The sequence below is a fragment of the Fischerella thermalis PCC 7521 genome (genome assembly GCF_000317225.1).
Lineage (GTDB): Bacteria > Cyanobacteriota > Cyanobacteriia > Cyanobacteriales > Nostocaceae > Fischerella > Fischerella thermalis.
Genome location: NZ_AJLL01000052.1, coordinates 1 through 22,271 on the forward strand (window position 1 = coordinate 1; position 22,271 = coordinate 22,271).

General features: G+C 40.7%; 18 protein-coding genes. 10 read left to right on the top strand and 8 right to left on the bottom strand.

Annotated features, from left to right (window positions below; genetic code table 11):
- Positions 1-12: 12 nt before the first annotated feature.
- Complete coding sequence (locus UYK_RS0111640) at positions 13-426, bottom strand: GxxExxY protein (protein WP_009460165.1); 414 nt, start codon at positions 424-426, stop codon at positions 13-15.
- 6 nt (positions 427-432) lie between these two features.
- On the bottom strand, positions 433-2,646 hold the full coding sequence (gene glgP / locus UYK_RS0111645; RefSeq protein ID WP_009460166.1) for an alpha-glucan family phosphorylase: 2,214 nt from the start codon (positions 2,644-2,646) through the stop codon (positions 433-435).
- Positions 2,647-3,661: 1,015 nt separating this feature from the next.
- Between glgP and UYK_RS0111650 the strand changes: the two genes are divergently transcribed.
- Positions 3,662-4,186 carry a GNAT family N-acetyltransferase gene (locus tag UYK_RS0111650; RefSeq protein ID WP_009460167.1) on the top strand — a complete coding sequence of 175 codons (525 nt, stop codon included), beginning with the start codon at positions 3,662-3,664 and terminating at the stop codon, positions 4,184-4,186.
- 39 nt (positions 4,187-4,225) lie between these two features.
- Here the strand turns inward: UYK_RS0111650 and fghA are convergent, their stop codons facing one another.
- Positions 4,226-5,068 carry an S-formylglutathione hydrolase gene (fghA, locus tag UYK_RS0111655; protein ID WP_009460170.1) on the bottom strand — a complete coding sequence of 281 codons (843 nt, stop codon included), beginning with the start codon at positions 5,066-5,068 and terminating at the stop codon, positions 4,226-4,228.
- A gap of 158 nt (positions 5,069-5,226) precedes the next feature.
- On the opposite strand from fghA, the gene UYK_RS0111660 reads away from it, so the two are divergent.
- From UYK_RS0111660 to UYK_RS0111670, 3 genes are all read left to right on the top strand, one after another.
- Positions 5,227-6,402 carry a hypothetical protein gene (locus UYK_RS0111660; RefSeq protein ID WP_009460172.1) on the top strand — a complete coding sequence of 392 codons (1,176 nt, stop codon included), beginning with the start codon at positions 5,227-5,229 and terminating at the stop codon, positions 6,400-6,402.
- A 244-nt stretch (positions 6,403-6,646) separates the two neighbouring features.
- A complete protein-coding gene (locus UYK_RS0111665) occupies positions 6,647-7,204 on the top strand; it encodes a type III secretion system chaperone family protein (RefSeq protein WP_009460174.1) in 558 nt (185 codons plus the stop codon).
- Between the two features lie 76 nt (positions 7,205-7,280).
- Positions 7,281-7,928 carry a DUF3318 domain-containing protein gene (locus UYK_RS0111670; protein ID WP_009460181.1) on the top strand — a complete coding sequence of 216 codons (648 nt, stop codon included), beginning with the start codon at positions 7,281-7,283 and terminating at the stop codon, positions 7,926-7,928.
- 189 nt (positions 7,929-8,117) lie between these two features.
- Here the strand turns inward: UYK_RS0111670 and UYK_RS0111675 are convergent, their stop codons facing one another.
- Both UYK_RS0111675 and UYK_RS0111680 read right to left on the bottom strand, forming a co-directional pair.
- Entirely contained in the window at positions 8,118-9,647 is a 1,530-nt protein-coding gene (locus tag UYK_RS0111675) for an esterase-like activity of phytase family protein (RefSeq protein WP_016871452.1), read from the bottom strand.
- A 284-nt stretch (positions 9,648-9,931) separates the two neighbouring features.
- Entirely contained in the window at positions 9,932-10,729 is a 798-nt protein-coding gene (locus UYK_RS0111680) for a 7-carboxy-7-deazaguanine synthase QueE (protein ID WP_009460183.1), read from the bottom strand.
- 305 nt (positions 10,730-11,034) lie between these two features.
- Here UYK_RS0111680 and UYK_RS0111685 point away from each other — a divergent pair, with 305 nt between their 5' ends.
- From UYK_RS0111685 to UYK_RS0111690, 3 genes are all read left to right on the top strand, one after another.
- Positions 11,035-12,060, top strand: coding sequence for an anti-sigma factor antagonist (locus UYK_RS0111685; RefSeq protein WP_016871453.1), 1,026 nt, complete (start codon positions 11,035-11,037; stop codon positions 12,058-12,060).
- 274 nt (positions 12,061-12,334) lie between these two features.
- Positions 12,335-12,517, top strand: coding sequence for a hypothetical protein (locus tag UYK_RS26090; protein WP_102148107.1), 183 nt, complete (start codon positions 12,335-12,337; stop codon positions 12,515-12,517).
- A 246-nt stretch (positions 12,518-12,763) separates the two neighbouring features.
- The gene (locus UYK_RS0111690) at positions 12,764-14,035 is read left to right on the top strand and encodes a glycosyltransferase family 4 protein (RefSeq protein WP_009460185.1); all 1,272 of its coding nucleotides are present in this window, start codon (positions 12,764-12,766) and stop codon (positions 14,033-14,035) included.
- 74 nt (positions 14,036-14,109) lie between these two features.
- Here UYK_RS0111690 and UYK_RS0111695 read toward each other — a convergent pair whose 3' ends face one another.
- Positions 14,110-14,418, bottom strand: a complete 309-nt coding sequence (locus UYK_RS0111695; RefSeq protein ID WP_009460186.1) for a type 1 glutamine amidotransferase family protein — start codon at positions 14,416-14,418, stop codon at positions 14,110-14,112.
- Positions 14,419-14,971: 553 nt separating this feature from the next.
- Here UYK_RS0111695 and UYK_RS24185 point away from each other — a divergent pair.
- Positions 14,972-15,130 carry a ribbon-helix-helix domain-containing protein gene (locus UYK_RS24185; protein ID WP_009460187.1) on the top strand — a complete coding sequence of 53 codons (159 nt, stop codon included), beginning with the start codon at positions 14,972-14,974 and terminating at the stop codon, positions 15,128-15,130.
- Between the two features lie 317 nt (positions 15,131-15,447).
- On the opposite strand, the gene UYK_RS0111705 is transcribed toward UYK_RS24185, so the two are convergent.
- Positions 15,448-15,633: a hypothetical protein gene (locus UYK_RS0111705; RefSeq protein WP_009460188.1), complete on the bottom strand. Its 186-nt coding sequence runs from the start codon at positions 15,631-15,633 to the stop codon at positions 15,448-15,450.
- Positions 15,634-17,157: 1,524 nt separating this feature from the next.
- On the opposite strand from UYK_RS0111705, the gene UYK_RS0111710 reads away from it, so the two are divergent.
- Together UYK_RS0111710 and UYK_RS0111715 are read left to right on the top strand one after the other, a co-directional pair.
- Complete coding sequence (locus UYK_RS0111710; protein WP_009460189.1) at positions 17,158-18,030, top strand: iron-containing redox enzyme family protein; 873 nt, start codon at positions 17,158-17,160, stop codon at positions 18,028-18,030.
- Between the two features lie 82 nt (positions 18,031-18,112).
- Positions 18,113-18,412: a hypothetical protein gene (locus UYK_RS0111715; RefSeq protein WP_016871454.1), complete on the top strand. Its 300-nt coding sequence runs from the start codon at positions 18,113-18,115 to the stop codon at positions 18,410-18,412.
- Positions 18,413-18,497: 85 nt separating this feature from the next.
- On the opposite strand, the gene UYK_RS0111720 is transcribed toward UYK_RS0111715, so the two are convergent.
- Positions 18,498-22,013, bottom strand: coding sequence for a WD40 domain-containing protein (locus UYK_RS0111720; protein ID WP_009460192.1), 3,516 nt, complete (start codon positions 22,011-22,013; stop codon positions 18,498-18,500).
- Positions 22,014-22,271 lie beyond the last annotated feature (258 nt).

The following is a 22,271-nucleotide window of genomic DNA, read 5'->3' on the forward strand; positions in this document are numbered from 1 at the left end:
AGTGGTTCATTCTCATAACACTAGGCGTTTAATGCCATCTTTGATTAGAGGGACATTAAAGTTAATTAGCAGACCCAGACGGCATTTTGAAAGTTTCAGATAAGTTAATAATTGAGCTGTATGCACTGGTAACAATGTTTCTACGGCTTTTAGTTCAACTATCAAACATCTATCAACAAGCAAATCAACTTTAAAACCAGCCTCTATATAGAGGTTGTCATAAAGTACTGGTAGTGGAACCTGCTTTTCAACACTCAATCGCCTCTTGGTCAATTCATGTTCCAAGCACAGTTCATAGACACTTTCTAGCAAACCAGGCCCAAGGGTAGAATGCACCTGAAAAGCTGCATCAACAACTTGTGTTGCCACTTGATCTAATTGCTGGGAAATAGGTTTTCTTGGTGTCTTGGAGTCTTGGTGGTTCATTAATTCTTATACCAAAACTTTGGCTAGAATCGGCGGTACTGTGACAGAAATTTCTGGGACGTACACTTGGGAAACGTAGTCAGCAATCATGCGATCAGTGTTAAACAATGGTGCATTGGTTTTAATGGAAGCCTTCATCATTTGTATCCAACCGTGGGGAATGCCGTTAGCATCCTGGTTGTAGTAGAGGGGAGTGATTTCCTCTTCTAGCAATTGATACAGTGATTCGGAATCAATGCGGTCTTGTAGTTCTTGATCGCTGGTGTGAGCATCTTCGCCGATCGCCCAACCGTTGATGCCTTTACCGTTGGCGTCGGCTTGATAGCCTTCGCACCACCAGCCATCGAGGACGCTGCAATTGATGCCACCGTTGAAGCAGACTTTTTGCCCACTTGTACCGGATGCTTCTAGGGGACGGCGGGGGTTGTTTAACCAGACATCGACGCCTTGGACGAGTTTTTGAGCGGTGTAGATGTCATAGTCTTCGATGAAGGCGACGCGGTTAGTGAGGGCGGGATGTTTGCACCACTCCATCAAGCGTTGAATAATTCGCTTACCTTCTTCATCGGCGGGGTGTGCTTTGCCAGCGAAGATAATTTGTACGGGGCGGTCTATGTTACCAAAAATTCTTAAGGCGCGTTCGGTGTCACGCAGGAGTAAATGACCGCGTTTGTATGGTGAAAAACGTCTGGCAAATCCAATGGTGAGTGCTTGGGGATCTAGGAGGGTGTCGGTGGCTTGAATTCTTTCGTATTCTTCGCCTCGTGCTTCTCTCGCTTTCTTAACTTTATGGCGGGTGTGAGCAATGAGTCTTTCTTTGAGGATTTGGTGTCGCCACCATAGTTCTTGGTTGGGGATGTCGTCTACTTTCTCCCACATTTTGGGATCAACTGCCCGGGTTTTCCAGTCACTTCCTAAATACTGACTGTACAATTCTGCTATTAGGGGTGCAGTCCAAGTGGGTGCATGGACTCCGTTGGTAATGTAACCGATGGGGACGTTATCTTCAGAACGATTGGGATACATGACTGTCCACATCTGGCGGGAAACTCGTCCGTGTAGCTCACTGACGCCGTTGGAGGTGCGACACATCCGCAATGCTAAAACTGTCATGCCAAAGGGTTCCCAGGGATCACCTAGTCGGCGTGCGCCCAATGCTAAGAATTGTTCACGGGAAAGGCGTAGTTGGGGCCAGTAGTGGGCAAAGAAGGAGTCTATTAAATCTGGGGAGAAGACATCATGACCGGCGGGAACTGGTGTATGAGTAGTGAAGACACACCGTTGGCGTACGTCTGCTTCAATATCGTAGAAGGATTTGTTGGTGCGTTCTATTTCTTGGCGGGAAATTTCCAAGGTGCAGAAGGCGGCGTGTCCTTCGTTGAGGTGGTAGACTGATGGTTGGATTCCTAAAGCAGTTAAGGCACGGACGCCACCAATTCCTAGAACTACTTCTTGGGCTATACGGGTTTCTTGATTACCGCCGTAGAGGTGCGCTGTTAACCAACGGTCAATGGGATCGTTGTCTTCGCGATCGCTATCTAAAAGATAAAGGGTGACTCGCCCGACTTGTACTTGCCAAATTTGTACTTTTACCCGCCGCTGGCGAATTTGTATTTCGATGGTTAGGGGTTGTCCTTGTTCGTTTTTGATTAATTCTATGGGCATACGGTGGAAGGGGTTATCCACGTAATAATCTTCCTGCCAGCCGCTACGGTTTAGGCGTTGGCGGAAGTAACCTTGACGATACAGCAAGCCAACACCAACCATCGGTACGCCCAGGTCTGATGAAGATTTGAGATGGTCCCCTGCAAGAATACCTAAACCACCAGAGTAAATTGGTAAGGATTCATGAATGCCAAATTCGGCGCAAAAGTAAGCGATGGGATGTGCGATGGAAACTTGTGGTGCGACTCGGCTTACCCAAGTATCTTTTTGGGTCATGTATTCGTCGAATTCTTTGGCAAGTGCAGAAATTTGCTTGAGGTAAAACGGGTCTTCTGCAAGCTGGGTGAGGCGTTCATAGGTTGCTGATTCTAAGATGGCGACCGGGTTGTGTCCGCAATGTTCCCATTCTTGGGGATCGATGGTTTGAAATAAAGCGATGCGATCACTAGTCCACGACCACCAATAGTTATAAGCCAAATCTGCCAAACGTCGTAGCGGCAAAGGCAATTTTTCACTCAAGCGAAGTGCTGCTGTCATTGCAATGTTTTTAGTCATAATTGGTTTGTTTAGTTTTGTTAGTTTACTAGTCTTTTAGGACAACTAAGGCGACTATTTCCATGAGTCATCCAGAATCTTTTAACAGGAAATCCTGATCACTGATCACTGTTAACTGATTACTGCGAAACTCACCTGAGTGCACCTTACCCTGAGTACGCCTTGAACTGAAGTTCAACCCTCATAGCCCAAGTCCGTTAAAACAGACTCAAATGCATATCCAGTAAGCTTTAGCTTACTTGAGCTTTGAGCCTTGGAAATTTATTTATTGGCGGAGGAAAAGTAGGTGCAAGATCTAAGGGAACCTTTTCCCATCGCCTTTTTTGCTGGTTGCTCTCTTGCGTTACAGTAGTTTATTGACAAAAATCCTATACAAGTGTCTCGCTTTTACTTTTTCAGTTCAATTAAATCATCCTGCTTTTTTTGCTGATTTGGACGGTGTGACACTTCAATTTTATTGACAGTGTTTTAAATTATTTTTGAGATTTTTAAGTTTTATTTAAATATCCTCTACTCTAGAGAAGTCTAAAGTCAAGTTTTCCAAACATTTGGGGATAAAAACTCTCAGAAAATTAAAACCTAAAAAATTTAGCTGCAATTTTTAAATAAAAATAAATTTCTTTTGATTTGTTAATTCAAATTTGAGGTAGAGTAATTTTTGCAATTTTAACCCTATGGCAATCATAAAAATTTTATATTTCAGTGAGTTTTTGTTTTTATTTTTATAAATTAAGATAAATCTTTACTTCAGAAATTACAGACAAAAATTACTTTTTGTTAAATTAGCGGAAATTATACCATTAAATAGGTACTCAAATTTGCATTTAGGTCAACTAATAACAAAAAACTGGTTTATGTAGTTTTGCACTCATCAATGTTAAATACAGTTTACAATTACATTACTAAATAGATAAAATCACGCTTGACTAAGCAAATATTTAAAGTATTTACATCAAAAAGTTTTTAAATTTAAGTTCCAAGACTTTATCTCTACAGCTAGAGAGTGAAGAATAATATGAATAAAGTTTCGATGGTCTTACATTTAGAAAAGGTAACAGAACAGCACGCTGATTTACTTTACTTTTATCTCAGCGACCCGAGATTATATGAATACCTAGATGATGAAATCCCGGCTCTGGAAGAACTGAAGCAAAAGTTCAAGTTCGCCGCCCTGGAAAAATCCCCAGATAACGCCACTATGATTTGGCTGAAGTGGGTGGCGAGACTCCTAGATCAGCAATATGTGGGAGTTGTCGAGATCGGTATTTTCGATAACGGATACGCGGAAATCGGCTTCATGACTTTTGCAGATTTCCAAAATCGGGGGTATGCTTGTGTTTACTGTTCCTTAGCGATCATTGAAGCCCGAAAGCGCTTTAACTTTCCTGCAATTTACGCTTGTGTCAACGCTCAAAATTATGCTTCCCGTAGGGTGGTCGAAAAGCTGGGATTTGTTTTGCACAAGATTAACAAAAATGCGGAGTTTGTCAGAGGAAAATTTTCCGATGAACTCATCTATCGTCTGATCTTTGGGATTTAAAAGGCAAAAGCTTATCTGATAAGACTTTTGCCTGCTGCTTTATTGTAATAGCGCGATCGCATGATGACGAATGTGATCTTCAATAAAAGAGGCAATAAAGTAATAACTGTGGTCGTAGCCTTCTTGATAACGCAAATTCAAAGGTTGATCTACTTCTATACAAGCTTGTTCAAATGTATCTACAAGCAATTGTTCAGCTAAAAATTTATCAGCAGTGCCTTGATCTATGAGAATCTGACTGTGGTATCCAACTTGCTTGACTAACTCAGTAGCATCATATTCACACCAACTTTCTTGATCCTCACCTAAATAGCGACTGAAAGCTTTTTGTCCCCAAGGACAACGCATCGGTGCAGCAATTGGTGCAAAAGCGGACACAGATCTATATTGTTGAGGATTTCGCATTGCACAAATCAACGCCCCATGTCCGCCCATAGAATGACCAAAAATGCTTTTTCTTTCTGTGAGAACAAGAAAGTTTTCGGCAATCACAACAGGTAACTCATCAACAATATAACTATACATGCGGTAATGCGATGCCCAAGGTTCAACTGTAGCATCAACGTAGAAGCCTGCACCCGTGCCAAAGTCCCAGTCGTCATCTTCTCCCGGAATTCCAGTGTTGCGCGGACTAGTATCTGGTACTACTAACATTAAGCCGTACTTTGCTGCAAAGCGCTGCGCCCCCGCTTTTGCCATAAAGTTTTCTTCTGTGCAAGTCAAACCAGAAAGGAAATAGAGAACAGGTACCGGTTCATAACTTGCATGTGATGGTTGGTAAACTGCAAAGCGCATTTCACCATTGCAGCTAAAGGAATGATGGCGATAAAAGCCAAGTTTGCCATCAAAGCATTTTGATTCTGAAATAAGCTGGACAGACATAGTTTATTGATGAAATTAGCTAAACTTACGGATGGAGGAAGCTATAAGAAGGCAGAAGGTAGAAGCAAAGAAAACCTATTTTGCTTTTTATGCTTTTTCAAGTGCATATTTATCTCCGCCACACTACTGCCCTGTTTAGATTTAGTTAAAAACATACTATGAACCAAGAACAACAGCATATTTTCGAGTCCAAATCTATTCCAGACTCATCAATAGCTGGAAAAGATACTGGACAAAAGTCCCAGGAAACAAAGGAAAAAGTTGCCTACATCCATAAAACCGATCGCATTCGAGCCTGGAGTGAATTTATTAAGTCTGTGACTCCTTATGTTTGGATAGCTGTGATCATGATTGTGTTGATTCCCTTGCTAGGTAAATTTTTAATAGCAGATTCATCGACACAAGAACATGTGATTTCTCAACCTCCAAAAGACAATATAGTGATTGTTGAGAAAAAAGCTCCACCCACAGGAATGGAAAGTGCGATCGCAACTGCAATTACAAACGCTCATTCTCAATCTCAGAGTTTCGCTGCTGCAAAATTAGATGCGTGGGTTGATGAGCTAATGACTCGCGTTGATCATAGTTTTTTGGATTGGTATTTTAATTACTTCAATCAAAAAAAGCTGGAATTTAGTACTCCTTTTGTATGGTTAACTTCAGCCGTAGCCCACTGGACAAATGCCAATAATCCCTCTCCTGCACAAGCAGTTGCCGAGAAATTAACAGAGAATTTTCAAACAGAATTTGCTAAACGCGTTCTTAGACCTAAAGTTGCCCAACTGGAATTGGAAAATATCACCAAGGATACTATAGATTTATATGTTGCTCAGTTGAGTCAAAATATTGCTGAGATTCAAAGTAGTTACAAGATTCCTCAAGCAGATTGGGAGCGTTATCTAGGCGATGTTGCGATTACTATTAATGATACAGAGGGCAATATATCTAATTTATCTTTAAAGATTTTAACTGGAGGTAGCGCTTATTTGCTTACGAAAGCAATGATCCCCACCGCGACAAAAGTGGGCAGTAAAGTAGTGGCATCCTTTGCTGGCAAAGCAGGTGCAAAAATGGCTGCTAAGACTGGTGGTGCAGTCGCCGCAAAATTAGGTGCAGAACTACTAGATCCAATTGTAGGTGTTGGGATTATTATTTGGGATTTATGGGATTATAACCATACAGTAGCTGTTGAAAAACCAATCTTGCGAGATGCCATTTATGATTATTTACAGCAAGTCAAATTATCTTTGCTAAATAATCCAGAAAATGGGATTATGTCGGCAATTAATCAGGTAGAAAGTGGTATATTTCAATTAGGCGTAAATTCAAAATGAATATCGCAATATTATCTGCAAAAGTGAGAATTGCAAGGCTCAGATCCCCGACCACTCTTGCGAATTCGGGATATTGCTTCTCACGAATGATTTAGAAATGCTGTACTATATTTACAGAGATTAACTGTAATTTAATTAACAGTTATACATAACATAAAACGTAGCCTTTCCATGCTATAACCATGTGCTAGCAGGTTAAACTAGGTCTGACAACAGCGGTTTTACCGTTCACAATGAGGCTTTTATGGCTGCTGATCTGGTACAGATTGCCAATTACTTAGATAACCTTGGTTGGGATTATCGTGTAGATGAAGAAGAAGAGCGTATTATCACAGGTGTAGAAAGTGATAATGTTGAGGACTTTTTAATTGTTGTCCAATTAGATGAGGATGGGAAGTTTTTTCGCTTATTTGCACCACAGGTTTTGGCAGGAGTGCAAGATCATCCCCACAAAGCAGCCATTCTCCAAACTATGCTAGCGATCTCTTGGGAAACCAAAATGCTGCAATGGGAGTACGATCCATCCGATGGTGAAATTCGTGCCATCATAGAGTTTCCCTTAGAAGATTCGATTCTTACAGAAAAACAATTTAACCGTTGTTTGAGTGGCTTAATTCAACTTGTTGATAATGTTGCCATACCCCGGCTGCAAGCGGTGATGGAAACAGGTCAAGATCCAGGTAACGTAGAACTAGGAGAAAGAATTTTATTAAGTATTCAAGAAGAAGCCCCAGGATTGCTAGACCTGTTGGAGAAAGCAATGGAAGCCCGTAAAAAGCGGGGGAGTTTTCCGAATGAATGAGCCGAATGAGTAATGAAATAGCTATACTCCAAAGTGATACGCTCAATATACTGAAAGTTTTCTAGGGTTGGATATTATGACTTCTTATGCAACCTCCTCTGCTAAAGCAGAAATGAGTGAACTCCGGCGTCTGAAGGGTTTGCTACCACCAGAATTGCAAAGTTGGGTAACTGTTGAAGGTACAACAGAGGTAAATCCACCCCTGATCCGTTGCGAAGAAATTGGCAAAGACCAAGTAGAAATTCAAATTGACTTGGTGAAATGGGATACGTTGGCAATGGATCAGCGCAATTTACTGTTCTGGCACGAAGTGGCCCGCATCCAAAATGACACGATTCCCAAAGATGGTTGGGAAATGGCAGCCTTAGCAATTGGTTTAGGTGGTGCTGTTGGTGAATTATGGGTACAGGATGCATTATTACTGATATTAGCTTTGGCACTGTGTGGAGTATCTGGTTGGCGGCTTTATCAAAAAAACAATGGGGAAAAGCAACTGAAAGAATTTATTGAAGCTGATGAAAAAGCGATCGCTTTAGCAACTCGTTTTGGATATAGTCTTCCCAACGCTTATAAAAGTTTAGGTAGCGCTTTAAAAACCCTAATTGATATGACTCCTAGCAAGCGTCAACGGTCTAAATACGAAGCACGACTCTCAGCCCTCAAACGCAGTGCCAATAAAGTCAAAGCAAAATCCAAGACTACTGTGGATGAAGGAATATATTAGGCAAAATCGCAAGAAAGGAGAAAAGGGGGACAAGGGAGACAAGGGAGAACATCTTCACTCCTCATACTCCTCATACTCCTCACACTCCACGCCAGTCGCTCTTTGTTGGAAACCAACAAGACCGCGCTGGCTCCCCCACTCCTCATACTCTCCCCACCAGGGGCCCCGAGTTCCCCATCACCCCATCACTTACTCTACGTGTCGCCGCTTCAACCAGAAACCAGCTAACCCCAGCACCACTAACCCAACAGTTGGAGTTGATGGTGGTGTAGTCTCAGCTTTCTCGAAGTTACCCAGTTCAGCAGCATTCACCCTAAATGAGTAGAGGAAGCCAGGAACTAACCTTTGACCTCTTGGACAATAGCTATCAATAGGTACTTTGCTTACGCTAGTACCGTCTTGATTGCTACAAACGTCAAATTGTACGTCATCATCATTCTGTGTGACGCTATAGTCATTATCAGTACCAACTAGTAGTGCATAGGAACCATTTCTGAGTCTGGGGCCAATTGTTAGTCCCTCGATCTTTTCTGGTATCTTTGTCCAGTCTCCGGGATTCTCAGGACTCAATGCTTGTGCAATATCTAAAAAGAGAGTTTTACCAACTGGATTGACACCGTCTGGTAGTGTGTTAGTACCTGTTAGGTTAATGCCACTAACGTTAGTTGCACCGACCAGGCTAATCTTGTAAATCCGCTTGCTAGCAACAGGATTAGGGATGTCAGTGGGGTCATCAGCCAAATCATTCAGCACGTCTACCCCAAACCCACGATTGTCTCTTTCCAATACCAAGAATTCTTGATCATTAAGAGCGGTAATGGCACTGATGCCGATATTCCGACCTTGGGCACTTTTTCCAAAATCATCATCAGTACCAGGAATGCGATCGTTGATATCTGTTAAGCTTTCTAGTTGATAAATGTACTGAGCCGTGCTTTCGCCAGTAGCTATGTCAAATTCTACCAAGCGTAAATTACGGCTGTAGCGTCCGTCGTTCTTGCCGTTATTATCTACGCCTTCATTCACCAGTGGGGCTTGCAGCATAGCAAATAACTTTTTGCCATCTGGACTGATAGTTAATCCCTCAAAACCCCGGTTATCTTGGCGTCCACTCGTAATGATTGGACGACCATCGACGTAGTTGACAGTGCTTCCAGCTTTGGGAATTATATTATCTGGAATCACAAATGCTCGCACGAAAGAACCATTGGGAGAAAATTCGTATACAGAGGGGCCATATTCATCGGAAACGTAAAAATTGCCATTGGGAGCAACAGCAAAACCCTCTGGATCAAAACTTTGCCCAAGAACTGCTTTATCACCGTTGAGTAATTCTGGGTTCAAGCCATTGAAGGTCTGACCGTCTTTTTTGAAGACTATTGTCTCTAGGATTCTAAATTTTCTAATTTTCCCCGTGATTGGATTAACATCAAGAGTAAACTTTTGTACGCGTGTTTCGTAGGGAATTACACCGCCGCCAGGGCCGCGATCGCTCAAAGCGTAGTAAATGTTATTGACGCGATCGTAGTACAAATCTGAGAAAAATCCCAGGCGGTTTTGATTGGCACTGTTGCCAGCAAAAGGGTATAAATCAGTACTCCTACCCGGAATAGTTAAGCTATTGCTGAGGGAGATACCGTAAGCAGATGTCGTATAACCTGTAACACTCAGTGCTAGCGAACAGGCAAGTATGGAAAGCCAATATCTGAATCGAGCCATTGTTAATATTCAAAACATTACTGTTTTTCAGCATTAGACTTCCGTATTAAGACTAGGTTAACTGTCAAACTAAGTACACTTTTTTACATCAAAATTTTACAATCTTTACTTATTCTTGCTTTTGTCTTTATAAAATAACGCTAGTAGTTAGTAGATAGTAGTTATTCAGAAGGCAGAAGTATGGAGGCAGAGGGCAGTTGGTGGGCTTTAAACCCGCCTCTGAGGGTTTTTTATAAATCTTTACCTTCTGCCTTTCTTTTTAACGAACCACTATCTACTAAACTCTAAAGCTGATTCAGCATCTTATGCGTCTGAGGTATAACCCGCACTTGCTTAACAAAACGTTTCATCAAAGCTTGCCACATCAATACCTGTTCTGGAGAAGGAGCAAGCACTGGATTTTCGGTCAATTGTTCAGAAGCGGGTAAAGGTGTGACAGGTTGTAAAAACACTGGAATTGATGGACTTACCTGTGCGACTAATGAAGCAGAACGTTCCAATTCACCAGGATCTGTTTGTTTAGAAATAATGATTTTGACAAAAACTTCTACTTGTGATTCGTAACAGAGTTGGAGAAATTTGGCGTGTTCTTGCCAACGATTTTCGCCACTAGTACTAGGTAGTTTCAAATCCATACCCACAGAGTCTAAATAGGGCAAAATCATTGCCAACTGTTCTGGACGATGACCACCTGTCTCTAAATATATAGGTAAAGCAGTAACATTACGTAATTGTGGTAAAAATTCCACCAGAAATGCTGCATGAAGAAGAGGTTCGCCACCAGTCAAGCTAATGCTATCGTGTAAAGAAGGTATATTTTGCCGCTCGATCCATTCGAGTAATATAGGTAAAGGGACAGGATTGGAGTGGATTTCAAAATCGCGTCGTCCTGGCGATCGCTCGATCCTACAGGTAGCGGGTGCATTCCAAGTATGAGCGCTATCACAGAAATGACAGCGCAAATCACAAAAAGCAAAGCGAATAAAAATCTGACGTGTCCCAACATTCAGTCCTTCCCCTTGAATAGCGGAAAAGACCTCTACCAGACGTGCTACGGGTGTAATACCAATTTTATTAGTCATTTGATGATAACAAGGCGTATGTGCCCTTCCCGCACAAAGCAAGGATGTTTCTGAACTTCTTGTTCTATTGTGAACCTTACTGGCAGTCTCCAATTTCAACTCCAGTAACTAGCTGTCCGGAAAAGAAACTTTTACCCATGGAGCAAAAGTAAAGGGGTCACTATCCTTTGATCTTTTCTCAATTTCAACTCTTTCATAATCTGGGTAGCGGACTACTGGCGATTAGTTATGATTTGAACTAATCGCATCTCAGCTTAAGTGATTCACTAAAACCAACTAATGTTTGGCATATTACATTGACTGACATGGCAATGAAAGTGCAGGGTTTCATGATTAGCCAACCCCAAGAGGTAGATTTTCCAGTGATGTTCTTACATGACACGGCGATAGTACAAGTATCAGAGCGATTAAGCGTGCTAGAGGCGGTAGCCTTTAAGCAAACTTGCCAAAATATCACCCAAGCAAACCCAATCCCTCAGAAAATCATCATTGACTTTCAGCAAACTACTTTCATGGATAGTAGTGGTTTAGGCGCTTTGGTAAGTAATTTTAAAATTGCTCAAGATCGAGGGATAGAATTTATACTGCGAAATGTGACTCCCCAAGTCATGGCTGTACTTAATCTTACAGGGCTAGAAAAGGTTTTTTTCATTGAGTCAAGTGACTTACTGCCAGTACCTTCTAAGAACCAACTCGAAGAACAGCTACCAACCACACATCCTTCTGTTCGTTCTTGGATGAAACGGTTAATAGATATTGTTGGGGCATTAGTAGGTTTAGTTATTGTAGCAATTTTGTTTATTCCTATTGCTGTTGCGATCGCAATAGACGATCCCGGTCCAATTTTCTTCAGTCAAGTTCGCTGTGGTTGGATGGGTAAACGCTTTCGGATTTGGAAATTCCGCTCCATGTATGTTGATGCTGAAGCTAGAAAAGCCGAATTGGCAAAACATAACCAAGTACAAGGGGCATTTTTCAAAATTGACAATGATCCTAGAATTACAAAAATCGGACGCTTTCTGCGGCGTACAAGTTTAGACGAACTACCACAGTTTTGGAATGTTTTAAAAGGAGAAATGAGTTTAGTCGGTACAAGACCACCCACACCCGACGAAGTCGAACGTTACGAAGTACCAGAATGGCAACGTTTAGATGTAAAACCGGGTATGACTGGAGAATGGCAAGTCAATGGACGATCTACTGTACGTAAATTCGAGGATGTAATTCGTCTGGATTTGCAATACCAAAAAAACTGGAGCTTGCTATACGATTTGAAGCTAATTTTGAAAACAGTAGCTATCTTGTTTCACAAAAACAGTGGTGCTGTCTAGCTTTATTCTACAAAGTATCCTTCCAGAGGTTTAGGGGCATTGTTACTAAAAAATATCAGGTGACAAAGTAAGGTTTTGATTGCCCCACCTCTATAGAATTAAAAATGTCAACGATTCACTCCTTGCACTTTTTATTATTGTCTGCACTTAATGCACTTTATTTATATTTTTAAAATTTCTAAGTAGAAAAACTTACGTTCAATAAAAGCTCGTAATCAGGGTTTTAGCTGTTTAAACAAGGACTAAAGTCAGATAAATCTGATTAAGACAAGGTTTGGGTCAGTTGAAACTGACTTATGCTCTTAGTTTTGAAATTAATTCCCAGAGGGGATATGGGGTAGGCGCAATATTTCATACATTAGGAAAAGCAAAGGCAGGTGACATCGACATCACCTGCTTTTGTGTTCTGTCTGCCGACTTTGGTAATGGAAAATTTGCAGTTCCTTATGGTGATTAAATTATGAGAATTTTTAAGTAATAACACGTAAAATTTTCAACATTTTTACACCATATAATTGAATAAATTATACTAGTACAAATTATAATTTAGTGTTAAATTTTACTCAAAATTTACGTATCAAATACTGACATTAAAACAATCCCAGGAGAAAATTCAGATAGAAGCGCAATTTTTGTCTGAAATCATTTTCGGAAGAAATTGACTGAATTAAATGAAAAACGGGGTTGTTTTAATTAATTTGATATGCGGATTTTAATTTACTCTTACAACTACTATCCAGAACCCATAGGTATAGCCCCCCTGATGACTGAATTAGCAGAGGGACTAGTTAAACGAGGGCATCAAGTACGTGTAGTTACTGCTATGCCAAACTACCCCGAACGCCGGATTTACGATGCGTATAAAAACAAATTGTATTTAACTGAGTATAAAAATGGTGTTCAAATTCAACGTAGCTATGTCTGGATTCGTCCTCAACCTAACCTACTCGACCGGATTTTACTAGATGCAAGCTTTGTTGTCACAAGTTTTGTGCCAGCTTTAATGGGTTGGCGTCCAGATGTAATTCTTGCCACTTCGCCATCTTTACCCGTATGTGTACCAACTACCATCTTAGGATGGTTACAAAATTGCCCTGTAGTCTTAAATCTTCAGGATATATTGCCAGAAGCAGCTATTCATGTTGGTTTAATTAAAAATAAATTACTTATTAAAGCCTTTACAGCATTAGAAAAATTTGCCTACCGCACTGCTACTAAAATTAGCGTCATTGCTGATGGATTTGTAGAAAACTTGCTCAATAAAAATGTAAAAGCTAATAAAATTGTACAAATACCCAACTGGGTTGATGTTAATTTTATTCGTCCTTTACCAAAAGAAAATAACTCTTTCCGCACAGATCATAAACTCAATGATAAATTTGTAGTTTTATATTCTGGTAACATTGCCCTCACTCAAGGCTTGGAAACAGTAGTAAAAGCTGCTTCAAAATTGCGACATATTCCAGATATTACCTTTGTGATTGTAGGAGAAGCCCAAGGTCTACAAAGATTGCAACAAGAATGCCAAAATTGCGGTGCAGATAACGTTTTGTTACTACCTTTTCAACCGCGCGAAAAATTACCAGAGATGTTAGCAGCGGCTGATGTTGGCTTGGTAGTACAAAAGAAAAATGTCATATCCTTCAACATGCCATCTAAAATTCAAGTTTTACTTGCCAGTGGTAGAGCATTAGTTGCATCTGTACCTGATAATGGTACTGCTGCAAGAGCAATTAAACAAAGCGGTGGTGGTGTTGTCGTTCCTCCAGAAGATTCTGATGCCTTAGCTAAAGCAGTTTTAGATTTGTACCAGCATCCTGAAAAAGTTAAGGCGCTTGGCTATAACAGTCGCCAATTTGCTGTTGAGCAATATTCCTTTGACCAAGCTTTAAATAACTATGAATCTTTGTTTTATACAATGATTTCCGATAGTCCAGCAATTGGGTCAACTGTTGTGTCTAAGCAAGAAGTGTAAATCAGTTAACAGTGATCAGCGATGAGTGATAAATGATTTACTGGTCAAAGTTGGGGCATTGTTAAATCAGGAAATTAATGAATTCTAGAAGTTGCTTTTTTGCTAGCGTCATATGATGCAGCTATTAACGATGTTCCCAAATTTTTGACAGCTTGTACCAGTTCCGCACCTGCTTTTTCTGGTGAACCGACTCCAAACGGAGGTGAGGGGTTGTACTCCAACATCAATTCAATCAACTTGGCAGTATCTTCACTACAAAGCATTCCTGCAATGGTTAAAGCAAAATCAATCCCTGCTGTCACGCCTCCGCCTGTAATTCGGTTACGATCCACAACCACCCTTTCTGTATTGACTTGCGCTCCCATTTGAAACTGATTATTCATACTGCAAATTTCAAACTGTGTAGTGAATACAGCTATCCTAGAGTTAAATATATTGGTTGCCAATTATCCAGTTGAGTAGATTTTTGCTATCTCTGGTAGCTTTCAGGCACTGATTCAAAAAATAGCGATCGCTCCTAATGAATTACAACTGCGACTAGATTATATATTTTGTAAGCTGAATGTATCGACACGAGCAGAGATGGTAGCACGATGCCAAATGCCTCAAATTTAAGGAGTAAAAAGAAAAGTACTAGATATGGGTTGTCGTTTAAAAGCCAAAAAAACATTATCTAAGTCTTGACCTGACTAGCCAACAAACTTCAAAATGATATTGATCTGAAATGTTTCCAAGTGTGAATCTTTCTGGATAAACCTGCTTTTGGGAAATTCCAGGCTCAGGTTGACTCACCCGTCAGGGAAGAAATTTTATCGGATTTACCAGATTCTACTAAGCAATGAATGTTCACAAAACGGTTCCCTTCATCAGCAGAGTTCATGAGTACAGCTTTTTCACCTTCTACACAACTTTGTGCTACACAATCAGATTTTAATTATGAACAAAAAATGGGCAGTTAAACGAATTACCGTCAACTTGGCATCAAATGAAGCCAGTAAGCTGGAAAAATATTGTGATCAGACTGGTAGGGCAGCTACAGATGTGATTAGGGAACTTATTCGAGCGCTACCAATGACTAGACCAGGGCAGAATTAGCATTTTTTTGGAATTTGAAAGACGATTTTGGCAAATTAGTTTTCAAACGAAACAAAATCCCAAAACTAGTTTGAATATATTCCTTCATGATGAATACACACGAGGTTCCTTAGCCAAGTTTTTTGACTAAGGATATTTTTATTTTTACTCCACACTGAATTACCTGTGTGTTTTCCAGTTAAAATTTAAGAACATCTTTTACTATTTTATTGACATTCCCTATTCTCCAATACCATTTTGTTGATTACTTTTTTCTAGATCAAATAGCTAAGCTACAATTGTTGCAATGACTTCTATCTTACAGTTGGTGTAGAAAGTTAAGTTATGGGTAAATCTTGGATCAACTCCCGGATTACATCTACAGCTGCTTTTCCTGTCAACTGACAATACTTTTCCAGTTTTCTGGCTTCATCTGGTGTCAATTCTAGAGTAACTTGTTGGACTGATAATTTTTCGCTGGAGGTTACAAAAGCTGGAAATATATGTGCGGCAGTTTCATTCATTGTTCTTATATTTACTTATGTAAGTTCAACAATATTGCCAATCCAGAACCATCTTTACCAGTGAAAATCTAGATTTTGATATCTAACTTAAGCTTTTTAATTATTCTTTTTTCAAGAGCCATAAAGCATAAGCGCTAATATACGCTAAATATGTGAAGTACTGGTAACAGTTCTAATCTGGAATTATGATAATCTACTTATCCATGTGATGAAGCTCGTATTACCTATATCCACACACATCCTTATCTTTTATTTTATCCACAAATAAATTTAGAGGCTTGAAACCCTAATTACCGAACGTAGAGGACTAAATTATTTAGTATAAATTTTTGGTGTTGCTGAATTTGGTCATGAATTATGTTTGCATACATCTTTGTAGTTCGATGCCAAATATTTGTAGAGACGTAGCGATGCTACGTCTCTACATACCCGTGAATTGTAAATTCATATCTTGCAGCAACAACAATTTTTTAACCTTCTGCTATGCCACCTGCTACAAGGAACCTCCAAGGGTGTACTAGATTCTCAGCATAGGTGCTTTTCTTCAGTCAATCAGTCAAATCGATATTGCCCCGGTTGCTGTCCAGTATAAGGTACTTTTGATTAACAGCTTATGTGCAATATGTGGTACATTTCTACTTCTATCTTTGGCATTTGCATCTCTATCCATACTTCATCTGCACATTACGAGGCGTGAAGCGTAAAGCCCCCCTTTAGAAAAGGGGGGATATAAGCGAATGACTTATCTAAGACTTATCTAGTTATTAGAACATAAGTACTAAATTATCAATTTCTTAAGCAAACTTAACAGTATTTTTTAAATTCTTCCTTAAATTCCTGATTTTCGCTTGTCTGAATTTTTAAACATGTAATGAGCTCTAAAACAAACTTAATTATTTCATCAAATTTTAATAATCAACTTTAAACTTATTGATATTACTGTCAATAAATAAATAGGTAATTATACAAGTATTTTTTCTAACCATTTTTCATAGACTAGCTTGGTTGATAGCTCAGACTCTAACTTCTCAGTCTTTGTCCTTATTAAGAATATTTCTTATTTATCTGCATATATTCCCAAAAGAAATAGTAGATGATAAGCGTTTTAAATGATGTTGTTACTATGATAAAATCCTCTCAGAGTAGAAAATAAGTTGTATTCCACTTCTGTAAATCTACTTTTACCTGCCATGAATACAAAACTTGAAGGTGATAGGAGGATGATACCGAACAAATAGTTGAATTCACCTGAAAAGTCATCTCATCACAAGCTATCTGCACATTATTGCTGGCAGTAGAGGCGGTGGTCAAGATGTTGGAAGATATGGGAGTGCAACATGCGTTTGGTGTTTCGATAGGTGCGATCGCATGGCTCTAGCATACACGGCGACACAGCTCAATCATAGAAAACCGAATCGCTTCGTAGCACACTGAAGTATTCCCACATCACTCAAATAAGTTCTAGTAAGGAATTTTTCCAACAAAGACTTTGTGATTGTGTAGCAACAAGTTAGCAAACGAAGCATGATTAATGAGATTTCTGGTCATATTGAATGGGCATGTGTTGCACCTGACAAAGTGGTAGTAGCAACAGCTGATCGTGTTTGGTTATACCAACCCAGTTCTGGAAACAGTAGCGATTTATTCGCTCAACCAATGAATGTTGCAGGCAGTGTAGCCACAACCCAAAAGCTTCTTGATACCTCCATCATACTTGCCAAGCGTGCGGTTTCATCAAGCCCTCCTCCTGCCTTTAGCCTCATGCTTTGGATTTGGCGTTTGGCAGGTCAATATCATCTTACCCATTCTACGCCACGACTGATGGAGGAAGCCGCCCAACGTTTTGCTGCTGCTGGTCGCAAGACTTTGGCACAGTGGGCAGCCGAGAAAGCAGTTGAAGAACGTGGACATGACCGACTTGCCCTGCTTGATATCCAGTCACTAGGATACGATGCCCAGGCAGTGGTGGAAGCTCTTGTTCCGCCATCGGCAAAGGTTTTAATGGATTACTTCACCCGCAGTGTCCAAAGCCCAGACCCAATCGGTTGTGTAGGCTATTCTTACACAATGGAACGCCTGGCGCTCACTACTGGTGAAGAGCACATTCAAGCAGTGGAAGCACTACTGCCATCTGGGATTAAAGCCACTCGATTTCTGCACGTACATAGTGGTGTTGGCAGCGATGTGGAGCATGTGCAGGAAACCATTGAGATGGTAGCTGGACTTTCTCCAGAGGAGCGGACTCGCGTCGCTATTGCTTGTTACGAAACTGCGCTGTTGCGCTTTAGTTCTTCTCAAGAAGGCTATCCAACGGATGAAGAACTACAGCAAGTGTTGAAACCGTTGGCTTTGCATCCGCAACCCCAAGACGAATTTGAGAGTTTGCTGGTGAGGTAAAAAGCCTAGAGGAAGGATAAATCTATATCTTTCTCGTAAATGTCTTTAAAGGAATTTTACGCAAAAATTTAACGAGGATCTCATGGAATCTAAGAACATAAACAAAGCCAAGCAAAAGCAGTCTTTAAATCTCCTGACTGTTCTGAGTCTGTGTGCGATCGTTACATCTACAACAACAGCATTAATTGAGAAGGAGTCAAATAAACAGAATTTGGCTCCCGCAGGTGAGCAGCAGTCTTTGAGCCAGGATTCCATCAGCCGCCTTAATCAAAACAACAGCGCAGTCTTAGAGGAAATAGATCTTAATAAAGAGTGGGAAAGTATTTCCAGTGAGAAGTCTGAGCCAGGATCTTTAATTTTAGCTGGTATTGACGGTTTCTAAAAGATTTTGTTTCTCAGTCTCAAACGGCATAAAGATTTGGTAATAGCGACCAGGACTGCTACATATAGCCAGAGTGGGGAGAGGTTTAATCAACTGCCCCCAAAGCTTTCAATGTTGCTCTGGTTGCTTCTGTTATACCACTAACCCCTGTGAGATTCAAACGCTCATAGGGTTTTTCAGCTTTCAAAATCTTGAAGCATTCGCCAGTTTTGACATTCCAAAGTCTAATAGTCTCGTCTTCACTACCACTAACTAAAGTTTGATTATCTGAACAAAAGGCGACTGACCAAATCCAAGCCGAATGTCCAAACAAAGTTTTAAAACATTCACCAGTGCTAATATCCCATAACTTGATTGTGTGGTCTTGACTGCTAGTTGCTAGCATCCTATTGTCTGGACTAAAGGCAACTGATAGTAGCCAACCTGTTTCTACCTGCAACACTCTCAGGCATTCACCAGTACGGACACTCCATAATCTTAAGGTTCGATCTGTACTGGTACTTGCCAACAACTCACCATCTGAACTGAACGCAACTGCCCAAGCCCAACTCCTATGTCCCTCTAAGGTTCTGAGGCATTCACCAGTTTTAGCATCCCACAATCTGACTGTCTGATCCAAAGAGCCACTGGCTAGTACAGTCCCTTGAGGACTGAAAGCAACCGACCAAATCGCAGCATTATGCCCTTGGAGAGTTCTTAAAACTTCACCGGTGCGGACATTCCATAGCCTGAGTGTTTGATCTTCACTGCCACTCACTAGTATCTGGCCGTCAGGGCTAAAAGCAACTGACCAAACCGCAGCACTATGTCCCTGGCAAGTTCTCAGACATTGACCAGTGCTAACATCCCACAACTTCACTGTTTTGTCTGCACTACCACTGCCCAAGATGTTGCCTTGGGAATTGAAGGCAACTGAGTATACCCAATTGGTGTGTCCGTAGAAAGTTTTTAAGGTTTGACCAGTAGAGACATTCCACAATCTCACCTTTTGATCGTGACCCCCGCTGGCCAACGTCTTACCATCTGGATTGAAAGCAACTGATAGTATTTGATTGCTATGTCCTTGGAAAGTTTTAAAACATTGACTAGTGGGAATATGCCACAACTTCACAGTCTGGTCACGACTACCACTAGCTAAAACATCACCCCCTGGGCTAAAGGCAACCGAAAATACTATGTTGGAGTGTCCTTGAAAAATTCTTTGGCATTCACCAGTCCTGACATCCCACAACCTTACTGTCTGGTCATGGCTGCCACTAGCCAAAATATCACCTTGGGGACTGAAGGCAACTGAAAATATTTGATTGGTATGTCCCCGGAAAATTCTTTGACATTCACCAGTACTGAGGTTCCATAACCTGATTGTCTGGTCATCACTACTACTAGCTAGCATTTGACCGTCAGGACTGAGACTGATTGACCGTATCCCATCACTATGTCCCTGGAAAATTTTTAGGCACTCACCGCTGTTAACATCCCATAACCTGATTGTATTATCGTCACTGCCACTCACCAACGTCTGACCATCCAGACTAAAGGCAACTGAGAGTACCCAATTTGTATGTCCCTGAAAAATTTTCAGGCATTCACCAGTCCTAACAGACCATAGCCTTATGATTTGGTCATCACAGCCGCTGACTAACTTGTCACCCTCCGGGCTAAAGGCAACTGACCAAACCTCATTACCATGCTCCTGCAAACTGTGAAGGCATTGACCAGTAGCAACATCCCATAGCTTGACAGTGCAGTCACTACCGCCACTGGCAAGAGTCCTACTGTCAGGGCTGAAGGCAAGGGAGACAACCCAGTTGGCATGTCCTCGGAGGATGAGAAGTTGTTTTCCATCAGCAACTTGCCATAAGTGAATCTCACCATTGCTATCCCCTGCGGCTAGGAGTTTGCCATCGGGGCTAAAGGCCACAGACATGATCCCACCGAATGTTTCGGAAAAAACGGATTTTGTTAGGTCAGCGTTTTGGAAGTTTACATGATGTAAATTTACCTTCCGTAGATCTGCTTGCCAAATACTGAGGTGGGAAAAATCATAGCCAGTGAAATCGATCCCCAAAGATTTCAGTAGATTAACAATATTTCCAGCTGTATATCCTGGTTCTTGCGGGGATTCTTCTTGCAGCCTTGCTAGGATTTTAGTTAATTGTTTTTCAATGCCCTTTTTGCTTCTAAAGACAGTCAGTAGCCCATTTATAACTGGTTGGAGGATAAGGCGTATTTGAGCCTCCCTCACATAGTCTTTTGCTGTCGCCTTCATGAGAGCATGACATCTAAAAAGTTCGATGTTCTCAGTGGCAATCTCTTCACAGACTTGCTCGATCAATACCTGAGTTACATACTCCATAACTACAGGTTGGAGAGTAAAAGTTGCTGCATTTTTCTCAACTAGCGATCGCCTCAGCAAAGACTCTAGAGCTTCCAGTAATTTTGGCGATGGTACTGGTGATACCATATCTTCTCGCAGTACTGAAAGCGTGATTGGTTCGCGATTAATTGCTAGCCAATACATTATGTCTTTTTCTATATGTGATAAACGCTCAAACTGCTGGTCTAAAACATCACGAATATCTCCAAAAACAGCAGTATTTTCTCGCAAAAAATCTGTCACATTACCATCAAAGACATCTTCTATAGTCGTAGCAACTATCTTTAAAGCTAATGGATTGCCTGCATAGCGTTCAGTCATGACTTGCCATTCTTTCTCTGTTGCAGATAGCCCCTTAACTTTTAAGATTTCCTGGGCGTCGTCAACTTTCAAACCCCTTAATTGCAAGGAGCGAACGGGTAATGCTCGTCCTTTTAGTAATGCCACTTCTTTGGGATTTTCCCGACTTGTTAAGATTAGACAACTTTGATGAGTTGCTTCTCCTAACAATCTGAACATCTCACCGTATCCCTCATATCCTTCTTGGTATTGTCCAGCTCGACTACCACTACGCAAGATAGACTCTACATTATCAAGTACAACCAAACAGCGATTATTTTGCAAATAATAGATTAGCCGCGATATTCTCTCGCTTAAATTTTCTGGTAAATTACTCTCTGTTTCTTGTTCGTCGGAGAGAAATGGAATGAGATTTGCGAGGATGGATTTAATGGGTGGAGCTTCTCTGAGCGATCGCCAAATCACATATTCAAATTCTTCCTGAATTTGTTGAGCTAGCTTAACAGCTAGAGTCGTTTTACCAATACCGCCCATTCCTAATATTGCCACCAATCGACATCTTTCATCGAGAATCCATTGCTCTAAAGTGGCAATCTCTTGCGTACGTCCATAAAAAACGGATGTATGGGTAGCATCACCCCAATCTAAGCGAGTATTAGAGCTTAAATAGTCACTTTTATCTAGTTTTATGTTAAAAATCGAAAATAATTTTTCAAGAGTTTTTTTATCAACCCCTCCTTCGCGATTTAGTACTTTGGAGATTGTACTAGGATATAACCCAGTACGTGTACTCAGTTCTTCGAGGGTATAACTGTTTCCAAAATTTTCCTCAGCTTCTGATGTACGCTTTGCCTCCTGAAGTTTTTGTAAACCTCTAGTAGTCAGTGTAACTCCGCGTTTGCGTCTCCAATTATGTAAAGCCATGTAATAAAAATGCAGTGGTACTAACTTAACTTTGATTCAATTAACTTTCTAGCAGAATGAAAACTGTATTTTTGAATGTTCATAAATTAGCTTTATTTTTTTAGAAAGTTATTGCTTTGTTTACTATACCAAAAGCGATCGCTATCATTTTTTAGGCTATGTCTACTATGATTTGACTAATGCAGAAATTGCTGTCAAATAGTAGGATTAGTCAAAATTCAGCCAAAAAGACTTTAAAACGAATTTTTTTGTGAACTA

Coding starts and splice junctions, on each gene's coding strand:
- UYK_RS0111680 (WP_009460183.1), bottom strand. CDS start 10,729: ATGACTAATAAAATTGGTATTACACCCGTAGCACGTCTGGTAGAGGTC.
- glgP (WP_009460166.1), bottom strand. CDS start 2,646: ATGACTAAAAACATTGCAATGACAGCAGCACTTCGCTTGAGTGAAAAA.
- UYK_RS0111675 (WP_016871452.1), bottom strand. CDS start 9,647: ATGGCTCGATTCAGATATTGGCTTTCCATACTTGCCTGTTCGCTAGCA.
- UYK_RS0111715 (WP_016871454.1), top strand. CDS start 18,113: ATGGAATCTAAGAACATAAACAAAGCCAAGCAAAAGCAGTCTTTAAAT.
- UYK_RS0111650 (WP_009460167.1), top strand. CDS start 3,662: ATGAATAAAGTTTCGATGGTCTTACATTTAGAAAAGGTAACAGAACAG.
- UYK_RS0111705 (WP_009460188.1), bottom strand. CDS start 15,633: ATGAATGAAACTGCCGCACATATATTTCCAGCTTTTGTAACCTCCAGC.
- UYK_RS0111720 (WP_009460192.1), bottom strand. CDS start 22,013: ATGGCTTTACATAATTGGAGACGCAAACGCGGAGTTACACTGACTACT.
- UYK_RS0111690 (WP_009460185.1), top strand. CDS start 12,764: ATGCGGATTTTAATTTACTCTTACAACTACTATCCAGAACCCATAGGT.
- UYK_RS0111695 (WP_009460186.1), bottom strand. CDS start 14,418: ATGAATAATCAGTTTCAAATGGGAGCGCAAGTCAATACAGAAAGGGTG.
- UYK_RS24185 (WP_009460187.1), top strand. CDS start 14,972: ATGAACAAAAAATGGGCAGTTAAACGAATTACCGTCAACTTGGCATCA.
- UYK_RS0111685 (WP_016871453.1), top strand. CDS start 11,035: ATGGCAATGAAAGTGCAGGGTTTCATGATTAGCCAACCCCAAGAGGTA.
- UYK_RS0111640 (WP_009460165.1), bottom strand. CDS start 426: ATGAACCACCAAGACTCCAAGACACCAAGAAAACCTATTTCCCAGCAA.
- fghA (WP_009460170.1), bottom strand. CDS start 5,068: ATGTCTGTCCAGCTTATTTCAGAATCAAAATGCTTTGATGGCAAACTT.
- UYK_RS0111710 (WP_009460189.1), top strand. CDS start 17,158: ATGATTAATGAGATTTCTGGTCATATTGAATGGGCATGTGTTGCACCT.
- UYK_RS0111665 (WP_009460174.1), top strand. CDS start 6,647: ATGGCTGCTGATCTGGTACAGATTGCCAATTACTTAGATAACCTTGGT.
- UYK_RS0111670 (WP_009460181.1), top strand. CDS start 7,281: ATGACTTCTTATGCAACCTCCTCTGCTAAAGCAGAAATGAGTGAACTC.
- UYK_RS0111660 (WP_009460172.1), top strand. CDS start 5,227: ATGAACCAAGAACAACAGCATATTTTCGAGTCCAAATCTATTCCAGAC.